The sequence below is a fragment of the Niallia circulans genome (genome assembly GCF_003726095.1).
Classification (GTDB): Bacteria; Bacillota; Bacilli; order Bacillales; family Cytobacillaceae; genus Niallia; species Niallia circulans_A.
The window spans coordinates 1406870-1431625 of record NZ_CP026031.1 but is presented as its reverse complement, the minus strand read 5'-3'; the positions used below and the strand labels follow the sequence as shown (position 1 = coordinate 1431625).

Genomic DNA, 24756 nt, shown 5'->3' with positions numbered 1-24756 from the left:
GAACCTTATAATCTTTGATTTTAATTTGTATGCTTTTCAGCCATCTTTTTATGCTTATCCAATTCGGAAATAAAATGGGGCCATTTTAAAATACCATCATCTTTATCAAATTCGATAATCACATCAGATACGCCTTTTTCTGATAAAATCTGCTTTTCAATTCGTTGTCTTATTTTATCTACTTGCTCAACGGTTAATTTACTATCGATTTCGATACTGAGTTCTACATGAAAATCTTCCCCTTCTTTGTAGACTGCTAGATCTTGGATATCGCGTACATCAGGATCTTTTATCGCGATATTGCCAATTGTATCTTGCATTTCTAAATCTGCTTCTCCTATAGCTCCTGCAGCGTTATCTAAAAAAACTCTCCCAACAACAATAAACATAAAAATGCCGATGATAATGGATACAACGCCTTCAGCTTGTTTAAAGTTTGTATATTCACTTACTATTACTGCCGCAATTGCTAAGATTCCTCCTGCTGTTGCTACGGAATCTTCTAAAAATACCAATTTTGTTGCAGGCTTGGCAGATTTTAAATAGGCAATGCTGGCAGAAAACAATTGTAAACCTCTTGTTTTTAAACCTGCTGTTGCAACAATTTCTTTCATTGCTTTAATTAAAACGGTAAATTCTAAGCAAACAGATATGGAGAGGATAATGATAATGAGTAAAAAGCCTGTTGATTCTTGTGGCTTAAAAACATGATCAAGCCCTTCGCGAATTGTTTCATAAGCCATAATTCCAACAATTAAAACCGCAAATAATAAAACAACATTGACAAGTCTGCCAAATCCTCCTGGAAAGCGTTTTGTTGGAGCTTTTTTACTTAATGCAGATCCAATAAACACAAAAAATTGATTGGCTGCATCACCAAGGGAGTGCATTGTTTCAGCAAACATCGCCACATTGCCGGTGAGAAAGTAAGCAACTCCTTTTAATAAGGAGATAACGGTATTTACTAAAGCAGCAAGCAGAGCTGAACGGTTTCCATTCTTTAATAATAATAAGAATTCCTTCATCCTATCTAATACCCTTCTTCCTCAGTAAAGGTCGTATACAAATAAAAAGAGAACTTCCCGTTTGTAACCAATTAAAGTTTAAGTGGTTACATTGTAAGGGAAGCCTCTATTAACTTCTAATTGATACTGAAAAAAACGTGTTCATTAAATTTTTTTCGTAAGTCTATGGTGTTATCAGACAATCGTTGAATATGTATGTCTAAGAAGTAGTAAATCCGGCATTTTTAAGCTGATTCGCTTTTTTCAACCGCACTGTTCCAATCAGGAAAATAATGGAGCGCATGGCGCATTAAATCTGGATGGCTTTGTTTTATCTTCTTTTTATTCATATTCATGCCATTTGAGCGTAATTGTTGAATGGCCAACAATACTTCATCAGCATTCATGCTAATATCCATGGACCTACCTCCTTTTAAATTTATTCATATTATTTACCAGTTCAACATATTTTATTCGCTTTTTCCGTAAATATTTCTTGGGAAAGCGCAAAAAATGCGCTATAAAGACAAATGTTGACTTCTCTACCTAGTTTAATGTCGAACTCTTTTAGGAAGGCAGCACTTCATTGTACGAATGTCTATTCTTTCGCTATAATTGGGAGGGGAATGAGAAAATAGAAGGACGTGATTTTAAAAGTGAATAGCAAAAAGTTGCTTATGATTCTTCCTTTCGTTGTATTAATGTTTAGTCTTTTAGGGATTAATAATGTTTCTGCACATGCTTATATTACAAATTCAAACCCTAGTGAGAATGAAATATTAGAGTCAGCGCCAGAGAGAGTATACATAGAGTTCAATGAAAAGATCCAAACTGGTTTTAAAATATTAAATGTTTTAAATTCATCGGGAGAAAGAGTAGACAAGAAAAATGTAGTCATTAATCCTGATACAGAAAAATCAATGGAAGTTGATCTAAAGTCAGATTTACCGAATGATATATATACGGTAGAGTGGAGAGTTGTTTCTGCTGATGGCCATTCTGTGTCTGGGATGATTCCTTTCAGCATTGGGGAATTACCGGATGGTGCAGATTTTCCAACTCAACAGGACAGTGGTAATCTAGTAAGTTTTATAAGCACGATGATCAATAAAGGCTTTCTTTATATAGGTTTTTCTGTCTTTATGGGATTATTGTTATTCTATACATTTTGGTATAGAAATAATAAATTATCCGCTAAGCTAGTAAAAAGAACGAAAAGAATTTCTATTATTGCTGTCTTATTACTTGCTATTAGTATTATTAGTGCATTAGTTATTCAAACACAAAGCTATGCTGGTGTAAGTCTATTAGCTAGTTTGAAGCCAAGTAATTTAATGGAAACATTGACAAGTACAAAGGAAGGAATTATTTGGATTGTACAAATGATCCTTTTAGCTATTTTATTCCTTGGACAACGATTTATTTGGGCAAAAGAAGCTTATTTAGATAGAAAACATTGGATAATTCCTGGATTAGCATTTATAGGCATCATGCTTTCAAAAGCATTTCTTGGCCATCCTTCCAGTTCACCTTATGAGACTGTAGCTATTGTACTTGATTTCTTTCACTTAATAGCAGCATCTATTTGGCTTGGCGGAATGATTGTTATTATTCTCTTTTTACGAGAAGGCATATTTGCTAAAGAAGGGGAAGGGCATGATTTATATTGGGGAACTATGGAGAAATATTCATTATGGGCCCTTTTTACTGTTGCGGTTTTAGCCATTTCTGGTGCAGTAAATGCTTCCTTATTAATTCCTGATTTTCAGTCATTAGTAAGTACGGCATATGGAAAGGTTTTGCTTATTAAAATTGGTTTACTTGTATTAATGTTGATTTTTGGTGCATATCACCTCGTTAGCAGACTTCTATTAAGAAAGAAAGACTTTTATAAAAAATCAATAAAAGTGGAAATTACACTTGGCATATTAATACTGATAGTAACTACAGCATTTACTCAAATACAGACACCGACCTTGCCTATCGACCTGCCATTTTATGAAGAAGCAGAACTTGGGTATAATGAAAATATCAGTTTATCGATCACACCTAAGAAAACGGGTGTGCAAAATCAGTATGAAGTATTTGTATTTGATAATAATCGTAAGCCAATTGATCCCGTGGAACAAATTACAATTAGTTTAAAACAGGGAGACAAAGAAATGGCGTTTCCATTAACGAAGGAAAAGGAAGGACATTATTTTGCAGAGAATCTTCAATTAAATCAGCCGGGAAAATGGGATGTAGAAATACATGTGTTAACCGATAAATTAGAATCACTGGATTATTCTTATTCTATTGACATAAGATAAAGTTTCATATAGAGGGCAATGGGAAATAGAGAAGAGGATAATTATTTCTCGGGAAAGCGCATAATCAGACAGGATTTTTAGAAGAGAACGTCGTATAATAGCGAATAACATAGAAAGCAATCGGTTTTAGTAACAAACTTGTTCGCTATTACCGAGGATTTTCAGACTATAGGCAAATACCTAAAATAATTATGGGGTTTGTCTATAGTCTTTTTTATTAGCTAAATGAGAGATTGTCCTTTAAAATGTGCCAGTCTTTCTTATCGAGAAAAATTTTCATGCTAATGCACGCGAAAGGAACTTTTTTTGATGACGGAATAATATAAGCGATGTCCTATAATACCAGCGATAAAAGTTAGGATAATGTCTTTTATTAAAGGTAGAGCCATCCAACTCCACATTAGTTGGTAGGTAAACCCTTCTGGTGCAGCATACCAAAGTTTGTAGGACATATACATCCAACTAGTCCCAATGATGTAATTAATCAATAATCCAATGAAGGCGCTAAAAATATAGAATGGGACGGTTTGCTTTTTTTCGATTAAGGAACCCACAAGAAATGCTGTCATAATAAAAGCTAAAATAAATCCAAACGATGGCCTAGTAATCACCATAAGACCGCCAGATATCCCCGCAAAGATAGGTATTCCAATAAGGCCAACAAGCATATATACAAACATCGCCACACCGCCTAACCTTTTCCCAAGAATCAACCCTGCAAGAATAGAAAAGAAAGTCTGAAGAGTTACGGGAACACCTCCAATTATAAGAAAACTTGTAACATTTGCTCCCACCGCCATAAAAGCAACAAATAAGGCAATCATTGTTATATCTATTGGCTTCCACTGTTTCAAAATGGCCACTCCCTTTTGTTTAATTTCTGTAATAAATATACTTCTCTAATTAATTTGTGTCAACTTATAATTTTAATTGGTTAACATATAAAAATACATATATTTTGTTTCTCTGTTCATACTAGAAATAACAAGAAAGGAGATGTTTGCATGAAAAAATTAAAATATCCATTCATAAGCATCTTTTTGGTAAGCTTATTCCTTATGCAGCTTAACGGTCCTTTACATACAGGTGCGGAAGAGCTGCCTTCCTATGTAAAATGGGGGAGAATTGCCATAACAAAAACGCAAGAAAAATATCCTAATAGTGAAGTTACTGATTATCTTCATGTAGGCAAGGAAGATAAGAAAGGAACATCTGTGGAAAAGTTTAAACTAATTGTAAACAAAGATCAAAAGGAAATTGGTGTATTTGTTCATTTAACTTTTGACACCCGCACAGAACGACTATTGTCGGTAGATATGCAGGAAACAAAGCCTTAATTTTCGAAAAACTCTCTAAAAGAATTGGTTTTAGAGAGTTTTTTTGTTTTAATAGAAGAAAGAGAAGTAAAAGGGGAGAAATTATGATAGGGAATATACAAAAGATTATGCGCTATCCAATAAAATCATTTACTGGAGAAAGCTTGGAAAAGGCACGGATTATGTCTTATGGAATATACGGCGATCGTAGTCATGCTTTTATCGATAAAGCAAATAATAAACATCTAACAATAACACAATACCCTAAAATGGTTACATATAGAGCAGGCTTTTCAGGAGAAGAGTCAATAGAAAAATTTCCTGATTTAACTATAACTGCAAATGATGGCTCGGAATATATTTGGGGGGAAACAGCATTACTAGAAAGATTAGAACAAGAAACGAATCGGACACTAGATTCAATTACCTATGCTCCGACCTTTGTTCCCTTTCCAGCAATTGAAGAAGACAATCTTTTATTAATTTCCACAAAGGCCCTATCAGAATTATCTACATCATTTGGTGAATCAATTGATGAGAGAAGATTCAGAGGAAATATTGTCTATGATCTCCAAGAAAGTGGTATAAACGAACAAGATCTACTAGGGAAAAAAATAAAAATCGGCTCAGACGTAATTCTGAAGATTAATAAGTTTTGTGAAAGATGTATGATCATAACTGTAGATCCAGAAACAGGCATCCGACAGCCGAAGCTATTAAAACAGATAGTTAAAGAGCGAAATAACCATTTTGGTTTATATGCAAGTGTGATTCATACTGGAATTATTCATATTGGTGATGAGATAGCTATTTTATAAAGAAATGGATAAATACGGATGGTAGAAACATAAAAGTAAATTATTTAAAGTTGAACAATCTATAATTACGAGTATCCACCCGCCATTTCCTTCTGATTTAATGGCTATTGATGATTTAAATAACAAGTTAGTAGAAATGGTATATATTCAATTTAATTTTTTCCAATAATACAGAAAAATTTTGAAACTTAATTCCTAACTATCCGTATGAATTTATGAATATATAGACAAGAGTATTCGTAAAGGATGGGATTTACATTGGTTAGGAAACAAAAAGCTTCAACATTTCTGGAAAAATATTGGGTATCTTCTATTAGCGTATTTGTATTGTCACAAATATTCTTTTTTACTTCAGAAGCCACAGGATGGATACTTAAATACAGAGATATGGATGGAACAATATTTGGGAGGCTTCTTGACAGTTATATTATCACTGAATGGTTTAATTTCTATGAAACACCACAGTATAATTTACTCACTGTCTTTTTTGTCGTCTTTTTTCTTGTGCCCGGAATAATAAGTGCGATAATAAAGATTTTTACTCGCGGTAAATAATAATACCATTGCGGATTTAAGCTGTAATAATAGATATGTGTGCAAGTGGGGAATAGAATAACGCTGGAGGCCATATTTAAACACTGCTGCTATTAAGCTGCCTGCTTATAGAAAAATGGTAGGATAGCGAAAGATCTATTCAGGCAGTCAATTTATAGTTATTAACCCAGAATAGGTACCTAAATTTTATAACGGGAAGTTAGAAGATGAAAATTAAAACAAGAAAGCGTAACAGTTTTTTTAAAGAAGTATTATTTGAGGTAGTAGGGGAAGTAGTCTGGAATATTGTACTGTTTATACCAAGAATGGTATTTCGTTTAATTAGTAGCATTTGGTAAATAGTTAGTTGATGTTTAAGTTTAATTAGTTACAAATTAAAAGACTATAGCAGCTTGTCATCCAGAAACATTGCTTCATTCAAGTTTTGGGGAAGATGTCTGCGATACACTACCGAATAAAGCAGCAGAAACATACTAAGATTAATAGCACAAACCAAGGCCATGGTTTGTGCTATTAATCTTAGTATGTTTGTATTATGTTTAATCAAACGTTTGTTTAAATGAAATATTATATTGCCATCTCCCACAAAGATATGATATAGTTACCTAGGTAATTATTTTTAGATCGGAGAAAGCAATGAACACGACTCATGATTTATTCCATTCTATCCAGCAGCTCGCACGACAATTAACCAAACAATTAAATACAGCACTTGAGCCATTTGATATTTATAGTTCTGAATGGGCAATTTTGTATGTATTAAAAAAGAATGGTCCCCTTACCCAAAAGGAAATCGCCGATTATCTATCCATAGAACCCCCTCCAGTAACACGTACCATAAAGAAGCTCGTGGAGAAAAAATATGTTCTGCAAATAAAGGGAGAAGACAAGAGGACAAATAGAGTTTTTCTAACAGATTTTGCTATACAGCAGTATGCGAAATGGGAAGCAGCTGTTCTGCAAGCAAATCAGGAGTTACTTGAACAATTGCCAATCGAATCTCGAAAGACTTTACAACACATAATTTTTGAATGGACTCATTCATTAACAATCAAGGAGGAAAAGAATTGAATAAAGAACCATTATGGACAAAGGGATTTATCCAAATATGGATAAGTAACTTTTTTTTATTTATGACGTTTTATTTTTTATTAGTTTCATTACCAATTTATGCGATTCGAGAATTGAATGGAAAGCAGTCTACAGCAGGCTTAATTGTTACGGTATTTATTATAACAGCTATTCTCATCCGCCCAGTAGCTGGTAACTTGATGCAGAAGTTTGGCAAAAAAGCTATATTTGTTACTTCATTACTTATTTTCTTAGTGGCAGCGGTTTTTTATTTATTTACTGATTCAATTACTAGTTTGCTCATCGTTCGCGCAATACACGGCATTGGATTTGGTATGGCTACAACTGCAACAGGAACGATTGTTGCAGATATTTTGCCAAGTTCTAGAAGAGGAGAGGGCATGGGGTATTATTCGATGAGTATGAATTTAGCAATGGTAGTCGGTCCATTTATCGGACTGCAAGCAATTAACTCATGGGGAACTTCTACCTTGTTTACATTGGCGCTAATTTTTGCTTTCTTTGCGATTCTAACAGGTGGATTTATGAAACTAGAGTCAGATATAGAGACAGAGAGAGTAGACAAAGAAGCAGAGGCGAAAAAAGGATTTCAATTTGATAGAATTATAGAGAGTACGGCAGTAAAAATTAGTATCGTAGCAGCGATATTTGGGATTGTTTATTCATCGATTCTTTCATTTGTTTCGGTTTACGCTGAAAAAAAAGGATTTATAAGTGTTTCAGGATATTTCTTTGTGGTTTACGCTATCTTTATGTTAATAGCAAGACCTTTTGCTGGTAAGTGGTTTGACCGCTATGGTGCAAATAAAATTGTTTATCCGTGTATCATCTTATTTTCCATTGGGATGATTATCCTGGGGACTGCACAAACAGAATGGATGTTCTTACTTTCTGCTGCATTAATCGGCTTAGGATATGGATCAATGTTTCCATGTCTACAAACCATTGCGATTCAGAAAGCAGCGCCACATCGAAGAGGGCTTGCAACAGCTACATTTTTATCCATATTTGATATAGGAATAGGGTTCGGCTCCTATATTGTAGGAATTATTGGTGATGCTATTGGGTTGAATTCATTCTATTCATTAAGCAGCATTTATATTTTAATCGGCATTGCTGTTTATTACTATTTGCATGGTAAAACGATTAGAAATGAAACGACAGTAGCTAAGGAAGAACAATTAAATACAAGTGCTTAAAAAAAGACTCTCCTTTTAGAAATGGAATTTTTCTAAAAAGGAGAGCCTTTTTATTTACTCTTTTTAAACCACAGGCTCTGCCTGTGTGAAAATAAAACTTGTAGAGTCGTATTAGAAAAAAACTCCAATCGTTATAATAGAAGATGGCCGTCAAACCAACTTCAAATAACGAGAGGAGTTCTGCTCATGTCGAGCGACAATAGTTTATCACATACAAGATGGAATTGTAAGTATCATATCGTATTTATTCCCAAATACAGAAGGAAAGTAGTATATGGGAAATTAAGAAAAGATATAGGTGCTATATTGAGAAAACTATGTGAAATGAAAGATGTAGAAATAATGGAAGCACATGCCATGCCAGATCATATACACATGCTGGTAAAAATACCACCGAAAATGTCTGTTTCGTATTTCATGGGATATTTAAAAGGTAAAAGTTCATTGATGATCCATGATAGACATGCAAATTTAAAATATAATCATGGAAATCGAACGTTTTGGGCGAAAGGATATTACGTAAGTACGGTTGGATTAAACGAAAAAACAATTGCAAAGTATATACGAGAGCAAGAAGCAGAGGACCGTTTGCGAGATAATATGAGCAAACGAGAATACGTCGATCCATTTAAAGATAAGTAGGGAGAGTAAACGGTTGGCGGTCAATTTAGAGGTCCCTTTAGGGGCTTCGTTGGTAAAGTGCCCTTATAGGGCGAAATTAAAACCGCCGGTTCTACCGGCGGATACTTACTTATTTTGCCTTTGTGACCACTTTTTTAACAGGTTTGCTGACATTACCAGATGTATCTTTTGCCGTAATAGTTAAAGAGGTTTTTTCTTTTTGCTTTTTAATTTTGATAGAAAAAGCTCCTTTTTTATTTGTTTTTCCTTCTGCTAATACTTTGTTGTTTCTTTTAATGATAATGGTCGCATTTTTTTCAGAAGTTCCTGTCACTTTTGTTGTTTTCGTCGTGATCGTATTTACTTTTGGCTTAACAGGAGCTATTTTATCTACTACTGTAATAGTCTTCGCTTTACTTATATTTTTTGCCTTATCTGTAGCTGTAACACTGATTTTCGTATTTTCTTTTTGCTTTTTAATTTTAATCGTATACTTTCCTTTTTTATCAGCAACTGCAGAACCGAGCTTCTTTTTGCCTGCTTTGGCAGTAACAGTAGAATTAGCTTCCGCTTTACCAGTGATTTTATCTGATTTATTACTGATTGTTCCCGTTATCGTTGGCATGGGAGGTGGAGTGTTATCCACAACTTTTACGGTTGCTGGTTTACTTGTATTTTTTGCACCATCTGCAGCTGTTACAGATACAATTGTATTAGCTTTCTGTTTTTTGATTTTAATAGCGAATTTCCCATTTTTATCTGCATTTCCTTTACCAATCAATTTCCCCTTAACCTTTGCATTAATATAAGCAAAAGGTTCACTTGTACCTTTCATCAAACTATCATTATCGCCAAGTTTTTGAATCGTTGGTAAATTTGGAGCTTTCGTGTCTCTTTGAACAGTCGTTCTGAGGGAAGTACTTGCATTTCCATTTTTGCTTGAAAGTTGGATATACATAAGCTTATCCGGTTTTTGTAAAGGTATTTCTACTGTAAACTTGCCATTTTTGTCTGCTGACGAAGAATAGGTTTTACTGCCAAGTTTTACACTTACTTTGCTTCCTTGTTCAGCTGTCCCGGTAAGTAATCGAGTACTATTATAAACAGGATTAATTTTTGCGTTTAATTTTAGAGCACTAAAAGCAAAAAATGCGTTTAATCGCCCCCAGCCAGATACTTTATCAAAACCGATGGGATTACTACTAGCAGGTAAATCTTCTGGATATTCTTCCGAAAATTCATTTTCAGGATTGTCATTTTCCTTAAAAACAATAGATGTTGTTGTTTCAATTAAATATTTTTCTACTTCTTTAGGCTTCAGCTTTCCATTTAAAGAAAGCAATAATCCAGCTACAGCAGATACATGTGGAGTAGCCATTGAAGTACCACTGTATAACACGAGATTTCCATTGGGAACCAGACTTGGAATGTTGGAACCTGGTGCAACAAGCTTAAGCTCTTTTCCATAACTTGAATAATCAGCAACGATATCTAAATCGTTGGAAGCCCCAACAGCCGTTACATATTTGGAAGAGCCCGGATAATCAAGGCCTTCATAACCATTATTTCCGCTTGCGGAAATAATAGTGACATTTTTGCTGTTGGCATATTGCAGCATGGACTCAATTACTCTACTATAACCACCACCCAAACTCATGTTGATAACTTTTGCACCATGATCTACTGCATATTTAATTCCTTTTGCAATTTGTTCCGTGTCACCAGAGCCAGATGCATCTAATATTTTGACTGGCATAATTTTTGCGTTTGTATGGATGCCAGACATTGAATAGCCATTATTTATGCCCGCTGCAATAATGCCACTTACATGTGTGCCATGATTATTGTCATCATATACATTGTCTGATTCGTTAATAAAATTATAACCCGCTGTGATTTTATTTTTTAAATCGGCTAATGAAGCATCCACACCAGTATCTAAGACAGCAATTTTCATTTGTTTAACATCAGTAGATTGTTGAAGCTGATAAAGCTTTTCAAATTGAATATCAGCACCATTTTTCCCATTTGTTTGGGCAGTGTTTTTTAATGACCATTGGTAAGGTGCAGAAACATCACTTGGCAAGGATAGTAAGGTATACTGCTGTACAGGCTCTATATATTCTACTTCTTTTGCTTTTTGAATCTTGTTAATAAGAGTATTAGCACTTTTCGTTGTGTATTTTCCTTCCTTTAATTCAAGGGTAAACATGCCGTCAGCAATTTTTTCGCTTCCTTCTAAACCTTTAATCGTTTGAGCAGAAGCCTTACCCAAGCTGTTTTTTAAAGAAGAAACTGTTTTACCAGCTTTTATTTTTACAATATATTTATTATTTATCTCTTTGTTCGTAATACTTGAACTGGAAGCTCCTAATAAAGTAAAAATGTCATCAAGCGTTTTTCCTTCAATATTAGATAATTCTACTTTGTTAGCGAGGGTTGAAATCTTAGTTTGTAAAGCGGTAGGAGAAGCTTCTAAGGCGATTTCATACAAATTATTTATTGCTTTTGCTTCGTTTTTCCCTATCTTATAGGTGCTACTTGTACCATTATCAAGCAGATTAGCGAAAATCGGTTTTAATGTATTTAAATTTGTTAATACATCTTGTCTTAGCTGCTTATTAAATATCATTTTCGCTGATAAAAATGGAGATACTTGATAGTATAAAGAAGATAGTTTTTTCCCATTTTCGGTTGAAGACAAAATGGTATCTCTAATGGTACGTAATTGTGTAAGGAGTGGTTGATTGTCCTTTGTCTCCTTAGTACTTAATTCAACTGGACATGCTTCTTCTGTTTCAACAGTAGGAGCTTGCTTTGTATCCGTTACTTTTAAGGAAAATTGACTATTCGGTTCAGGTACTTCCTCTTCTTCTATGTATTCCTCGTCATCTGTGTTGGAATAATACTCAACCTTAATATAGTATGGCCCTTCCCAAGCAATCGGGAAGTAAATGACGCCCTTATTATCCATAAAGCTAACGGCGTTATATCGATCGAAGGTGTTGTCTGACATAGCATTATCTTTACTTGAATATACGCTAATATTCATTTCTTCCGTCGAATTCAATTCGACCTCCAGGTGAGTTGCTTTAGTCACGACAGATTTTGGATCAATCTTAAACCATTTAACATATTCATCTGGCTGAAAGCTCGAGGATAACTCTTTTCCGATTGAAAGAGTATCAGCTGAAATTTCTCCTTCTGATGCTAGAATCTCTTTCGATGGCATGGCGCTTAATACTAATGTCACCGTTAATAACAAAGCAAATAAGGTTTTCCATTTACGCTTTTTATACATAATTCTCCTCCTATTAGTAATATATTACAAATCTATTAAAACACCTTTCTACCTCTTTGTCCTCATATTTTTTGTATTTTTAGAAAAAAATGTATGTTATCAATTTCATTTAATAATATAGAAAGCAGATCGACATTTTCGTTTTATGAAAATAAAAACCAATTTACTTTGGAATATGATAGAATAGTCTAGTAAATATTGTAAAGAAGGAGTTCCAAATCACATGAACGAGCCATTATTTTTTAAACCAGTATTTAAAGAAAGAATTTGGGGCGGTACAGCACTACGTAGCTTTGGGTATGATATTCCCAGTGAAGTAACAGGAGAGTGCTGGGCGTTTTCAGCACATCCTCATGGCCAAAGTATGGTGAAGAACGGATCATTAGCGGGTAAAAACTTAGAAGAGTTATGGGAGAATCATCGTGAGCTTTTTGGAAATATGGAAGGTGACCGTTTTCCTTTATTAACAAAAATATTAGATGCTAATCAAGATTTATCTGTGCAAGTGCATCCAAATGATGACTATGCAAAAGTTCATGAAAATGGAGAACTTGGTAAAACGGAATGTTGGTATATTATTGACTGTCAGGATGGAGCAGAAATCATTTTTGGGCATCACGCGAACACAAAAGATGAATTAACAACGATGATAGCGGAAAATAAATGGGATGAATTACTAAACAAGGTACCAGTGAAAAAAGGTGATTTCTTCTTTGTACCTAGCGGAACGATTCACGCTATTGGTGAAGGGATTATCATCCTTGAAACGCAACAAAATTCGGATACCACATATCGCGTATATGACTATGATCGTACAGATAGCGACGGCAATAAGCGAGAGCTGCATATTGAACAGTCAATTAACGTTACAACTGTTCCACATCAATTAGCGGCAACTACTCCACTTGTTAAACAACAAGGAAACATGGAGATTACTAAATTTGTTACATGTGATTATTTTACAGTAGAAAAATGGGTGTTGGACGGACAGTCTACTAGAGAACAAGACCAAGCTTTTTTACTATGTAGCGTAATTGAAGGAGATGGATCTCTGCAAAAGGATGGCAAAGAATTCACTTTCCAAAAAGGGGATCATTTCATACTGCCATATAAATTTGGTGAATTTGAATTGGCTGGGAAAGCAGAGCTGATTGTTTCCTATATCTAAAACGAATTTGCAAAAATAAAAAAAGAGTGTCATTTGGATACTGATCTCCAAAAGTTAGAATAACAATACTAACTTTTATCGGTAACTACCTATGCACTCTTTTTTTATTTAGTTTGGGATGATTATTGAGTAGTGCTGTATTATCCTTTTAATTGATAATTTTTTCATCCTATCCTAACGGAATGGTCGGAAATCCTTCTACTTTCTCATTACAATAGAAGAGTCTCTGCTAGTATAGCTCTAATGCTTATAAGAAGCTGTTAAGATTTCTACATATCTATTCGAATAGGTTTTCTTTTTTCATATTTGTAATATGCTGTAAAACCTGCTTTCTTTGCTAGATTAAGAGCTTGCATGAAACCGGCGCCAACATCGTCTTTTCTATGGGAATCAGAACCAATTGTAAGTATTTCGCCACCTAACTTTTTATATAATGCCAAAACTTCTATAGAAGGTAATGATTCATTTAAGCTTGTTCGCCAGCCAGAAGTATTAATTTCTAAACCAATGTTTCTTTTGATTGCTGTTGTTAAGATAGTAGTGATAATCTCCTGATAGTCAGGGAAGTGATAGATACCTCGTATGGGATGGGCATAGCGCTTCATTAAATCAAAATGAGCGAGGACATCAATATCTGCGTATGTAACTAATTCAAGAACCTCTTTAAAATAAGTAAGATAAATATCCTCATCAGGGTGAGTATTCATATATTTACGAAGTGTAAGCCCATGTAAATTGTGAACAGAACCAAGGATATAATCAAAAGGAATCGGTGCTAACACTGCTTTATATTGTTCACGTAATAAATGGGGTTCACATAGTTCAATTCCTAATTTAATTATTAATTGATCCTGATAACGAATTCTACATTTGTTAATGTCTTCTAGATATGTTGGCCAAATCATATGACCGTAAGTAGGAGCATTCGGATTGACAGAAAAGTGTTCGGTAAAACAAATTTCGTTTACCCCTTTACTTATGGCATTTTCACAAATATCCATCATTATTGCCTTAGAATCAAATGAATGGTTGGAATGATGATGATAATCAATATAATACATAAGAATCTCCTTTAATGACGCGCTTTAATTAATGAAATATTGCTTGTTTATTCTACCATATTTTAATAACAAACTTGAAGTTGGAAAGAGGTTCTATTATTTTATGAGGAAAAAGATTTCAGAAAATTCTTCTTTTAAACTTACTAAACAGGTAGGAATAATGTATAATAGATATATGAAGTATTTAGGAGGAAGAAATAATGACCGAGGTAAGAACAATCAACTGGAAAGACGATACTATTGTTTTGTCTGTTGATTATCCAAAGAAAATACAGAGTGAATATAAAGTAGTGATAATGTGTCATGGGTTAATTGGCAGTAGAATTGGCGTTGATCGCTTGTTTGTAAAGGCAAGTAATGTACTGACTGAATTGGGTTATTTAGTGATTCGTTTTGATTATAGGGGATGTGGTGAATCAAGTGGTGAGTATGGCAGCACGCAATTGTCTGATTTAATAGAACAGACAGAAGCAATTATTCAATTTGCTTATGATGGATTCTCGATAACGGAACTTATTTTACTTGGTCATAGTCTGGGAGGAGCTGTCGCGGTATTGACAGCTATCAAAGATTCACGGGTCAGCCGGTTAATTCAGTGGGCTGCTGTCGGAGATCCAGCGGTTGATATTAAACGAATATTTGGTAAAGCTAGATTATCTGAATTAGCAGAGAGGGAAGTTGTTGATTTTTATGGTTATTCTTTTTTTCAAACTTATTTTGATTCTTTAACAGATTATCAACCATTAACTAGCTGTCATAAATTTTCAGGAGATGTGCTTCTAGTGCACGGTACAGCTGATGAGGATATTCCTTATCACTATTTGAATAAATATAAAAATGAATATTTAACTAGAAATACAGGAACAGTTGATTCCATACTTATTGAAGATGGTGTACATACATTCTCATCTGGAAGGCAATTTTTGAAGCTGATTAATGGAACGGTTGACTGGTTAGAAAGGAAATAATTAAAAACGCAAATGGATGAAATAGATATCCGTTTGCGTTTTTTTTAAGTAAAAATAATTATTTTGCTTATTATAATGGAAATTTATAAGTAAATAACTTAAAATGTAAATAGATGAAATGAATTTGAGGGGATAATATGGCACAAGAGCAAAGATTAGTGGAGATTATACAGCACTTAAATGAGCATGAAAAAATAACGGTGGAAGAAATTTGTTCTCTCTTTCATGTTTCCAGAGATACAGCTAGAAGGGATTTAGTAAAACTAGAAGAGGAACAAGCAATTATTCGAACAAGGGGTGGTGCGCTTTTACCAAAAACTCATCGCAAAGTAGATAATTATCATAATCGATTGAAAGCTGTCTCAGAAGAAAAGAAAGCAATTGGAAAATTAGCTGCATCCTTTGTTCGTGAGAATGATCATATAATTTTAGATGCTTCTACCACTGTACAGGCAATCGGAAGTTTTATTAATCAAGAATGTACAGTGATAACAAATTCTATTAATTTGGCAGATATTTTATCAGATAAACAATTGCCGAAAATCCACTTATTAGGTGGAGTAATGCAAAAAGAACATCGCTATTTATATGGGAATTCTGTTATTCAACGATTGGATAAATATTATGTAGATAAAGTGTTTATTGGTATTGTCGGTATATCTGAAAAGGGACTAACAATTGTTGACGAAGAAGACGGCGATGTTAAAAAGAAGATGATGCAGCAAGCAAAGCAGGTTATTGTAGTTGCCGATAATAGCAAGATTGGCATCACTGACTTTTACCAATTCGCGAATCTTTCCGATATTGATCTCTTTATCACTGATAAAGAACCGGAAGAATGGTTTATTCAATTATTAAAGGAAAATGGTGTGGAATTATTAGTGGCAGACAGGAAGGATGGAGAAGGATGATTACATGTATTGTAACCGATTTAGATGGAACTCTTTTAAATCATGAAAGTAAGATTAGTCCAGAAAATGCAGCCAGTTTGAAAAGTGCACAAGAAAAAGGAATAGAAGTAATTGTAGCAACAGGGCGAAACTATCCAGATGTTATGGAGATTTTCAAAGAAACCGGACTAAAAACATGGGTTATTGGCGCAAATGGTGCGACTATCCATGATCCAGAAGGAAAACTATTTGATCATCTTCCGATGGATAAGACAAAAGCAATGAATCTATTGCAATGGTTAGATGAGAGAGATTACTATTATGAAGTTTTTAGCAACGATTATCTATACTCGCCACAGCGTGGTAGACAATTAATTGCCATTGAACTAGATCGTTTATGTACGGCAAATCCTCAAATTAGCAGAGAAGAGCTTGAAAAACATGCGACTATTCAATTTGCGCAAACAGGATTTTCTTATATTGATAGCTATAAAGAAATAGAAAATCCAGCAATTGATGTCTATAATATTTTGGCATTTTCCTTTGATAAGGAGAAGCTAGACACTGGATGGAAAACGTTCGAAGATGATTCCAGCATCACCATTGTAACATCTGGTACCTATAATTTTGAATTTGAACATAAGGATGCCTCCAAAGGAAATGCACTGGCAAAATTAGCAAATCACTTAGGAATTCACTTAAAGGATGTGTTAGCAATGGGTGACAGTATGAATGATCTTTCGATGCTGACAAAGGTCGGATATCCTGTGGCGATGGGAAATGCAAGGCAGGATGTAATAGAAGCTTCACTAGAGGTTGCTGAAACGAATGACCAGGATGGAGTCGCAAATACGATTAAACGATTAGTATTGTCTTCGATAACCGTATAATATAGGAACCCTGCATGGATATAAGACTTAGAATCAAATATAAACCTAAACAATTATACGGAGAGGCCATTAGAATTTCGTATGATCGTTTAGGTTTTTTTATTATTTGGATAAATAAAGGTTGTGGTCATTCTTTGATCACCAACTTGTTTGAAAATTAGTTCGATAAATTACTGCTTTAATTACAGTTGATCCATTATGTGGAAGACGCCTATTTTGTAGTTGTTTGATACTATTTTTTTTAAGGAGAATGAGATATAATAAGTAGGTAGTAAAAAAATAGTATCTAGTACTAATAGCAGATGATATTATTTTTGATAGCGGTTTTTAACAGCGGAATATTTGTATTTGGCCATTTTAAAAATCTTACATATAGTATAGCTACACATAAATAATAAGTAATTTTCACATAAAGGAGAAAGAAAAAATGTATGCATTTACGAGCAGATTTGCAAATGTTGTCTTAAAAATTTTCGGCAGAACAAAGGTAATCAATAAAGATAAATTACCGCAAGATACTGGTTATGTGGTTGCATGTTCTCATATTGGATGGGTGGATGTGGTTGCGCTTGGTACTTCTTTATTACCAAATGAAATTCACTTTATGGCTAAGAAAGAGTTATTTAATAAACCAAATGCAGCGAAATTTTTGCATAGTATTAATGCTTTTCCAGTGGATCGAGAAAATCCAGGCCCAAGCAGTATTAAAACGCCAGTAAAACTTTTAAAGGAAAAAAAGATAGTAGGAATTTTTCCTAGTGGAACAAGAACTTCTGAGGATGTGCCATTAAAAAAGGGAGCTGCTACGATTGCAAACTTGGCGAGAGTACCTATCGTTCCAGCAGCTTATAGTGGTCCTACGGATTTAAAGGGGCTGTTAAGGGGAAGGAAAATCCGTGTTATATTTGGTGATCCAATTTTTTTGAAAAATGAAGATGGTACGAAAAAAGATCCAGCTGATATTACAAGAGAATTAAGCGATGTAATGGCACAATTACAAAATGAATTAGATAAAAGAGGCGGTAAGCAATGATGAATCTACAGAAAGTGAAGGATATACTAAGTCGGTATCCTCTGCCTCTAGTAGATGAAATATTAGAGTTAAAAGAAGGCAAAATGGCAGTTGGAGTAAAGCAGATTAACAAGGAAGACACATTTGCGACGGGGCAAAACCCCAATAATCCGATTATGCCAGGCGTCCTTATAATTGAAGCGATTGCGCAAGTTACAGCAGTAGCTATTCATAGCGAAGAAAAACATAGGAATAAATTCGCCTTATTAGCAGGCATTAATCATTCCAAAATTCGAAAGCCAGTTTTTCCTGGAGATGAACTTTGTATGGAAGTAATGGTTGAAAAGGTGAAAAATAGCTTTGCTAAAGCAAGTGGGAAAGCAACAGTAGCTGGTGAATTGATTTGTGAAGCAGAGTTTCTTTTTTCCTTTCAATAAGCAAAGTAGTTACTTGGTCACTTTCTAGAAAAGGACAATCTTTCTAGAAGGTGATTTTTATTTTTATGGAAGACTGGATAGCTAAAAATAGCAGCTTCCTATAGTCTTTATAATAAATTTTACGCAATCAACATAATAAAAAAATTTCTCAATCATCTTTAAAATAATTACATTTCCCTATCAAATATTTCATAGATTACAAGACTATTTTCTAGTAAATAGACATATATCTATAAGGAGAAAGGGGATGTACCTATATGCAAACCTCCAAAACACGTACATTAATCCAATATTTGAATACAACAATATTAGGAATCATCCTAATGTTTATCCTTATTGCGGGAATCACGACCTCTATTTTTTCCTTTAAATTAACTTCTGATAATGTTGCCAATATTTTAAAATCAGTAAATACAACGGAAATTTATACAGAAATATTTCATAGTGAAAATCATCTTTTTCCAAAATCAGATGGAAAGGGACTTTCAATCGGAAATATTCTTTTTCAAATTGCCACTAATATTCGTTTAGATGACACACGCACTCTTTTAGGAAGAGAACTACCTGCTCTGACTTTTTTTCATACTGAAATAGTTGTCGCAGAAGAAGGGACAAGTCTTGCTAATCTACCATTTGAGTCAACTCCTTCTAAGGAGCTTATGAAGAACCCTAAAGAAGTAGATGAAGAAAAAGTGGAGAAGGAAGATAAGCCTTCAGAGAATAAAGCTCCAGTAACTACTCCTAAAAATAAAACAGTTTTGGTTTACAATACTCATAATCTAGAAGCATATCTACCACTTTTAAAGAATGCAAATGAAAATGAAGCAGTCAGCTCAGATGAACGGGCCAATGTAGTTGGGCTAAGTAATAAATTAAGTAGTATATTGCAAGATGAAGGAATTGGCGTGCAATTAGATAAAACAAATATTAACCAAAAGCTTCTTGATAGAGGCTGGAATTTCTTCTCATCTTATGCCGTTTCTAAAGAGGTGGTGGAGACAGCAGTTAGCGAAAATAAACATTTAAACTATTTAATTGATATACACCGAGATTCAGCAAGGAAAAAAACTACTAGTGCTACGATTGATGGTAAAAGCTATGCCAAATTACTATTTATTATAGGCAATGCGAATAAAGGCTATGAAAAAAATCAAGAATTTGCCAAAAAGCTTCATGCAGAACTGCAAAAAAAATACCCTGGAATATCGAGAGGCGTATTCTTGAAGGGAAAAGAAGAAGGAAACGGAGTATACAATCAGAACTTTTCTGATCGTGCTATTCTACTTGAAGTAGGTGGGATAGACAATACGCAAGGAGAACTGAATCGCAGCATTGAAGCATTTGCTGACGTATTCTCAAAGGTGTATTGGGAAGAAAATGATGCGACACAGCAATAACGAAGAAAAAGCTGGACCAACTTTTATATTGGAGGTCCAGCTTTTTTCTATTTATCTATTGATTTTATTTTGCAAATATTGTTTATACCTTCTAAGGGCAGCTTCACTTGTTAAATGAAATTGATGCATTACCTTCTCATCGCTTACGCCTAATGCTAGTTCTTTTAATATAGCAGCATTGCGAAAATTGACTGCAGAAATTTTACGCAAACCTGCTCTTTTTACTTCATCTTTAATCATTTCTTGAATAGCGCGGACAGACAGAGCTTTTGGTTTTTGTCGATCATAATCATATTGAAAAGAATAAGAAATATTGTTAAAAGCAACAAAGACGGGATCATTAGAATAATATTTTGGCCGCAAGACTTCCGGAATGGAAAAGTAGTATGCTCGTAATTTTGTCAGAATATCATTTGGAATGGTGAGAAGGAACCCAGATTCTTCTCTATGAAGAGTTAGTTCTCCTTGTGCAAAGTTCACATCTTTCATTTTAATACTGTGTATATCGAGAGGTGTCAGGCCAAAGGTTTTTAATAAAGTCACAATTGTCCAATTTCTTGCCAGCAGATAGTTTCGAGCCGATTTTTTAGTTCCTTCAAAATCCTTTGTCAGCAGGTTTTGCAATAATTTATTAGATTCTTCACTTGTAATAAAATCTTTTGTAGTTAGGGAACGCAATGGGGCAGCTTCAGCTAGTTTATGAATTTCATGGGCGCAAACACATTGGTGGTACATCAATAGTCGGCTAAGGACAGATGCAAGTCGGCGTATAGTTGCTTGTGACAGTTGCTTTTCCTTTAAATAATGAAAGTAAGCGCGAATATCATCAGCACCTAATGCCTTTATTGTTTCAAATTTAGTATTTTCCTTGTATGTAGAGAGCCAGCTGAAAAATTTCTTTAAATCAGATTCATATTGTTTTAATGTAAGTTTGCTTCGTCCAGATTGATTTAAGTTCTCCATATAATCAAGTGCATAATCAGGCAAGGTAATCATCATATATGTTCCATCCTTCTTATGAATTTTTTTCAAACTATCCGAAATGCAATAACCTCTCTTCTTATTTTGACATAGGTTAAAGAAGGAGAGAGAAAGGGGATTTTAAATTGATTAGAATTAAAGTTGGTGAGTCTGTCTACCAATATCATACTAAATTAGAGCAATATTTTTCAAAAATTAAGCATAATATCATTGGCAATAATTTAACCTTTTCTACACCTTATGGAACGCAACAGCTGCTATATGCGGATTGGACGGCAAGTGGCAGATTATATAAGACTATTGAAGAGAAGATCATCCATAAATTAGGACCGTATGTTGCTAATACACATACAGAGTCAAATATTACGGGTACTTATATGACTAAGGCATATAAGGAAGCAAAGCGAATCATCAAAAAACATGTTCATGCAGACGAAAATGACATTATTTTATTCGATGGATTTGGTATGACAGGGGTTGTTAATAAATTACAAAGAATAATAGGTTTAAAGAATGGCTGTGCCTGTGCGAAAAAAGAGAAAATCGCTGTAATATTTGTCACTCATATGGAACATCATTCTAATTATTTATCATGGTTGGAAACAAATGCAGATGTCATAATGATTAAGCCAAATGACAGTGGGGATGTCAGCATGGAACATTTAAAATCTCTGCTAGAGCAATATAAGGACATCCCATTAAAAATAGGGGCATTTACAGCATGCTCCAATGTTACTGGAAGGAAAACAAATTACCACGAGCTGGCAAAAATAATGCATAAGTATAAAGGCTATTGCTTTGTTGACTTTGCTGCATCAGCTCCTTATGTAGAAATGAATATGCATCCTGATGATAAAGAGGAACGATTAGATGCTATTTATTTTTCACCTCATAAATTTCTAGGTGGACCGGGAACGAGCGGAGTGCTAGTGATGTCAAAGAAGCTTATTTATTCCAGTATACCGGATCAGCCAGGAGGGGGAACCGTTGATTTTACGAATGAGTGGGGAGATATCCTTTACAAAAAAGAGGAGGAAGAACGAGAAGATGGGGGAACACCAGGATTTTTACAAGCGATTAAAATAGCATTATGTATACAACTAAAAGAAGAAATGGGAATAGAAAGAATAGCAGCTAGAGAGAAGGAATTAATTCAATTAGCTATGACAGAACTGAAGAAAATCAATAGAGTTCGAATACTAGAAAGCGAAAATGAAGATAGGTTAGGGATTATCTCGATTATTTGTGAAGATATTCATTATGATTTAGTTGTACTATTATTGAATGATCGCTTTGGTATACAAGTAAGGGGTGGCTGTTCGTGTGCTGGTCCATACGGACATTATTTACTACCAATTACAAAGGCATATTCAAAAGAAATAAGCAAAGAAATACAAGAAGGAAATTTCTCGCATAAACCAGGGTGGGTGCGAATATCCTTACATCCTACTATGAGTAACGCAGAAGTATATTATATAGTGGATGCTATTAAAAAGATTCTAAATTATCAAGATGAATGGAAAAAGGACTATGTAACAAAGCCGTTCTCTTGTGAATATCATTCAATAAGAAGAGATAAATTACAGATGAAGGATTTGTTTACGATATAAGTGACAGCAACGAACGACATACATTTACTTCACTCCCTTAATAAGGGAGTTTTTAGTAAGGGGATAAATAGTTTGAAAATTTCACAAAAAGAGTTTGACTACCAATATTTTCTTTTATATAATATGATTGATTAATCAATCATTTAAGAAATGAGGAATTCAAATGGCTAAACCAAGATCTGAACAAAAAAAAGAAGATATTTACCAAGCTGCTTTAAAGTTGTTTTCACATAACGGTTTTAGTAAAACAACCATTAAGGATATTGCTGCAGAAGCAGGTGTTAGTTTTGGAACGGTATTTACTTATTATGAAAATAAAGAAACTTTGTTTACAGAATGTGTAAATAGACCTCTCCAATTATTTAAGGAGATAATAAATGAAACCAAAAATGAACTTACTGATTTAACTGAAGAAAAACTTAAATATATCATTCGAAAACATCTGAATTTATTCATGGAGTCCGAAAAAGAACTTCGTATTGTGCAATATGTGATTGGGCAGCCAGATAGATTCGCTGAAATTCATGCATTAGATGAATTTGTTGAACTATTTTTAGTTTATATTCAAGAAATTGTTCATATAGGAATGGAAAAAGGCTTCTTGCCAAAAAGTAACTCCAAAGAGGTGGGGTATGGATATCTGGCTTTCCTAATGGGAGCTCGGTTAACCTATTCAGATCATGCGCATGCTATGTTTACAAGCACATTTACAAATCAAGCTTACCGTTTATTTGGTATGGAAGGGGAATATGCCGATGAAAACATTTAGCCAATTACATATTTCCCTTCGTATCCGCATGTATTTACAGTTTGTTACTTCTTTAACATCAAGTGCAATCATCCCTTATATATCTGTTTATTTTAGCTCACTAATCGGAACAACGGTAACAGGAGTAATTGTCATCATAGTCATTCTCTCTGGTATAGTTGGCGCATTAATCGGCGGCTACTTGGCAGATAGAATCGGGAGAAGAAAAATGATGATAATAGCAGAAGCGGGCATAGGAATAACCTATCTTTTTATTGCAGTCTTTAATTCACCACGGATTAATCTACCATATATAAGCGCAGGTTTATTTATGATTAATTTATTTTTTAATGGCATGTTTTTCCCTGCATCTACAGCAATGATTCATGATTTAGTATTGGCAGAGCAACGGAAATTTGTTTTTACAGCGATGTATTGGCTAGCAAATTTAGCAACCGCACTTGGTACTATCACAGGAGCATTTTTCTTTATTGACTATCATTTCTATTTCTTCCTATCAGTTGGTATTGTGTCACTTGGATCAAGCTTAGTTACCTATTTATTTATTAAAGAATCTCTTATGAAAAATAAATTTTTAAGGAGCGACAATAAATCTAAATTTACTATTTGGTCTAATTATCTTCATGTCTGGAAAGACCGGACTTTTATGATTTACTTACTTTCCTGCTTCCTTATCTTCTCTCTTGAGAGCCACTTAACAAATTATATTGCCATTCACTTAAGAGATACAATGCAAGATACTAACCTTTTTGGAATCCTTCCTGTAAATGGTATCAATATGGTGGGGATTCTTCATGCGGAAAATACTATACTGGTAGTTTTTTGTGTAGGTATTGTTACATGGATGATGAAAAAAATATCGGACAATAAGCAATATTTTATAGGAATGTGTTTATTTGTGGTTAGTTATTGTATCCTAACCTATATCTCGTCACCATTATGGCTTATTATGATGATGCTGTTTATTTCAATAGGCGAATTGATGTATGTTCCGATTAATCAAAGCATCCTTGCAGATTTAGTGAATGAAAATTACCGCAGCTCTTATTTAGCTCTGAATGGATTGATTGGTCAAGGACAGATGATAGTAGCTGGCTTAGCAATTACGATAAGCACTCAAATTTCTGCCTTAACCATGTCTTTAGGATTATTCTCATTTGGGATATTAGGTTTGTTATTAATGGGTTATGTTGTTAAAAAGGAAACAAATTCTAAAAAACAAATGAACATAACCCAAACAGTTTAAAAATCTCATTATTGATGCTATAAACATTAACGTCTGAATTTTATTTATTTAAAGAAAACGCCTATTTATAATAAGAATCTATGTTATAATGAATGTAATTTGATAAAAA

Annotated in this window: 24 protein-coding genes; 18 read left to right on the top strand and 6 right to left on the bottom strand. The window is 34.1% G+C overall.

The features are described from left to right. Positions 1 to 20 precede the first annotated feature (20 nt). Both C2I06_RS06705 and C2I06_RS24920 read right to left on the bottom strand, forming a co-directional pair. A complete protein-coding gene (locus C2I06_RS06705; protein WP_095328900.1) occupies positions 21 to 1025 on the bottom strand; it encodes a cation diffusion facilitator family transporter in 1005 nt (334 codons plus the stop codon). Between the two features lie 224 nt (positions 1026 to 1249). Further along, positions 1250 to 1423, bottom strand: coding sequence for a hypothetical protein (locus C2I06_RS24920; RefSeq protein WP_164463637.1), 174 nt, complete (start codon positions 1421 to 1423; stop codon positions 1250 to 1252). Between the two features lie 237 nt (positions 1424 to 1660). Here C2I06_RS24920 and C2I06_RS06700 point away from each other — a divergent pair, with 237 nt between their 5' ends. Next, entirely contained in the window at positions 1661 to 3316 is a 1656-nt protein-coding gene (locus C2I06_RS06700; RefSeq protein WP_164463636.1) for a copper resistance CopC/CopD family protein, read from the top strand. A gap of 281 nt (positions 3317 to 3597) precedes the next feature. Here C2I06_RS06700 and C2I06_RS06695 read toward each other — a convergent pair whose 3' ends face one another. Further along, entirely contained in the window at positions 3598 to 4170 is a 573-nt protein-coding gene (locus C2I06_RS06695; RefSeq protein ID WP_235850211.1) for a biotin transporter BioY, read from the bottom strand. A 150-nt stretch (positions 4171 to 4320) separates the two neighbouring features. On the opposite strand from C2I06_RS06695, the gene C2I06_RS06690 reads away from it, so the two are divergent. The 7 genes from C2I06_RS06690 to tnpA all read left to right on the top strand — a co-directional run bounded on the left by C2I06_RS06690 (position 4321) and on the right by tnpA (position 8938). After that, entirely contained in the window at positions 4321 to 4653 is a 333-nt protein-coding gene (locus tag C2I06_RS06690; RefSeq protein WP_095328898.1) for a DUF3889 domain-containing protein, read from the top strand. 83 nt (positions 4654 to 4736) lie between these two features. After that, complete coding sequence (locus tag C2I06_RS06685; RefSeq protein ID WP_171509648.1) at positions 4737 to 5450, top strand: MOSC domain-containing protein; 714 nt, start codon at positions 4737 to 4739, stop codon at positions 5448 to 5450. 258 nt (positions 5451 to 5708) lie between these two features. Further along, the gene (locus C2I06_RS06680) at positions 5709 to 6005 is read left to right on the top strand and encodes a YfzA family protein (RefSeq protein ID WP_095328974.1); all 297 of its coding nucleotides are present in this window, start codon (positions 5709 to 5711) and stop codon (positions 6003 to 6005) included. A 206-nt stretch (positions 6006 to 6211) separates the two neighbouring features. Then, positions 6212 to 6343 carry a hypothetical protein gene (locus tag C2I06_RS25775; protein WP_275068594.1) on the top strand — a complete coding sequence of 44 codons (132 nt, stop codon included), beginning with the start codon at positions 6212 to 6214 and terminating at the stop codon, positions 6341 to 6343. Positions 6344 to 6641: 298 nt separating this feature from the next. Further along, entirely contained in the window at positions 6642 to 7076 is a 435-nt protein-coding gene (locus C2I06_RS06675) for a MarR family winged helix-turn-helix transcriptional regulator (RefSeq protein WP_095328896.1), read from the top strand. Beyond that, positions 7073 to 8296: an MFS transporter gene (locus tag C2I06_RS06670; RefSeq protein WP_123257726.1), complete on the top strand. Its 1224-nt coding sequence runs from the start codon at positions 7073 to 7075 to the stop codon at positions 8294 to 8296. Before C2I06_RS06675 ends, C2I06_RS06670 begins: the two co-directional genes overlap by 4 nt. A 186-nt stretch (positions 8297 to 8482) precedes the next feature. After that, positions 8483 to 8938, top strand: coding sequence for an IS200/IS605 family transposase (gene tnpA, locus C2I06_RS06665; RefSeq protein WP_095330205.1), 456 nt, complete (start codon positions 8483 to 8485; stop codon positions 8936 to 8938). A 109-nt stretch (positions 8939 to 9047) separates the two neighbouring features. Here the strand turns inward: tnpA and C2I06_RS06660 are convergent, their stop codons facing one another. Beyond that, a complete protein-coding gene (locus C2I06_RS06660) occupies positions 9048 to 12218 on the bottom strand; it encodes a S8 family peptidase (protein WP_123257725.1) in 3171 nt (1056 codons plus the stop codon). 223 nt (positions 12219 to 12441) lie between these two features. Between C2I06_RS06660 and manA the strand changes: the two genes are divergently transcribed. Continuing rightward, positions 12442 to 13386 (top strand): mannose-6-phosphate isomerase, class I, encoded by a 945-nt coding sequence (gene manA / locus C2I06_RS06655; protein WP_123257724.1) that lies wholly within the window; start codon positions 12442 to 12444, stop codon positions 13384 to 13386. A gap of 269 nt (positions 13387 to 13655) precedes the next feature. Here manA and C2I06_RS06650 read toward each other — a convergent pair whose 3' ends face one another. Next, entirely contained in the window at positions 13656 to 14447 is a 792-nt protein-coding gene (locus C2I06_RS06650) for a histidinol-phosphatase HisJ family protein (RefSeq protein ID WP_123257723.1), read from the bottom strand. Between the two features lie 200 nt (positions 14448 to 14647). Here C2I06_RS06650 and C2I06_RS06645 point away from each other — a divergent pair, with 200 nt between their 5' ends. The 6 genes from C2I06_RS06645 (at position 14648) to spoIIP (ending at position 20041) form a co-directional block, all read left to right on the top strand. After that, positions 14648 to 15415: an alpha/beta hydrolase family protein gene (locus C2I06_RS06645; protein WP_095328891.1), complete on the top strand. Its 768-nt coding sequence runs from the start codon at positions 14648 to 14650 to the stop codon at positions 15413 to 15415. Positions 15416 to 15552: 137 nt separating this feature from the next. Further along, the gene (locus C2I06_RS06640; protein WP_095328886.1) at positions 15553 to 16326 is read left to right on the top strand and encodes a DeoR/GlpR family DNA-binding transcription regulator; all 774 of its coding nucleotides are present in this window, start codon (positions 15553 to 15555) and stop codon (positions 16324 to 16326) included. After that, positions 16323 to 17195 (top strand): HAD family hydrolase, encoded by an 873-nt coding sequence (locus C2I06_RS06635; RefSeq protein ID WP_095328885.1) that lies wholly within the window; start codon positions 16323 to 16325, stop codon positions 17193 to 17195. Before C2I06_RS06640 ends, C2I06_RS06635 begins: the two co-directional genes overlap by 4 nt. A gap of 427 nt (positions 17196 to 17622) precedes the next feature. Beyond that, positions 17623 to 18228 carry a lysophospholipid acyltransferase family protein gene (locus tag C2I06_RS06630; RefSeq protein WP_095328884.1) on the top strand — a complete coding sequence of 202 codons (606 nt, stop codon included), beginning with the start codon at positions 17623 to 17625 and terminating at the stop codon, positions 18226 to 18228. Continuing rightward, positions 18225 to 18644, top strand: coding sequence for a 3-hydroxyacyl-ACP dehydratase FabZ (fabZ, locus tag C2I06_RS06625; RefSeq protein ID WP_235850209.1), 420 nt, complete (start codon positions 18225 to 18227; stop codon positions 18642 to 18644). Before C2I06_RS06630 ends, fabZ begins: the two co-directional genes overlap by 4 nt. A gap of 257 nt (positions 18645 to 18901) precedes the next feature. Beyond that, positions 18902 to 20041, top strand: coding sequence for a stage II sporulation protein P (spoIIP, locus tag C2I06_RS06620; protein WP_095328883.1), 1140 nt, complete (start codon positions 18902 to 18904; stop codon positions 20039 to 20041). Between the two features lie 51 nt (positions 20042 to 20092). On the opposite strand, the gene C2I06_RS06615 is transcribed toward spoIIP, so the two are convergent. Then, on the bottom strand, positions 20093 to 21040 hold the full coding sequence (locus tag C2I06_RS06615) for a tyrosine-type recombinase/integrase (protein ID WP_095328882.1): 948 nt from the start codon (positions 21038 to 21040) through the stop codon (positions 20093 to 20095). Positions 21041 to 21147: 107 nt separating this feature from the next. Here C2I06_RS06615 and C2I06_RS06610 point away from each other — a divergent pair, with 107 nt between their 5' ends. From C2I06_RS06610 to C2I06_RS06600, 3 genes are all read left to right on the top strand, one after another. Beyond that, complete coding sequence (locus C2I06_RS06610; RefSeq protein WP_095328881.1) at positions 21148 to 22632, top strand: aminotransferase class V-fold PLP-dependent enzyme; 1485 nt, start codon at positions 21148 to 21150, stop codon at positions 22630 to 22632. Positions 22633 to 22795: 163 nt separating this feature from the next. Then, positions 22796 to 23401 carry a TetR/AcrR family transcriptional regulator gene (locus C2I06_RS06605; RefSeq protein ID WP_095328880.1) on the top strand — a complete coding sequence of 202 codons (606 nt, stop codon included), beginning with the start codon at positions 22796 to 22798 and terminating at the stop codon, positions 23399 to 23401. Then, positions 23388 to 24647: an MFS transporter gene (locus C2I06_RS06600; protein WP_095328879.1), complete on the top strand. Its 1260-nt coding sequence runs from the start codon at positions 23388 to 23390 to the stop codon at positions 24645 to 24647. The genes C2I06_RS06605 and C2I06_RS06600 overlap by 14 nt, the downstream gene beginning before the upstream one ends. Positions 24648 to 24756: the final 109 nt, after the last annotated feature.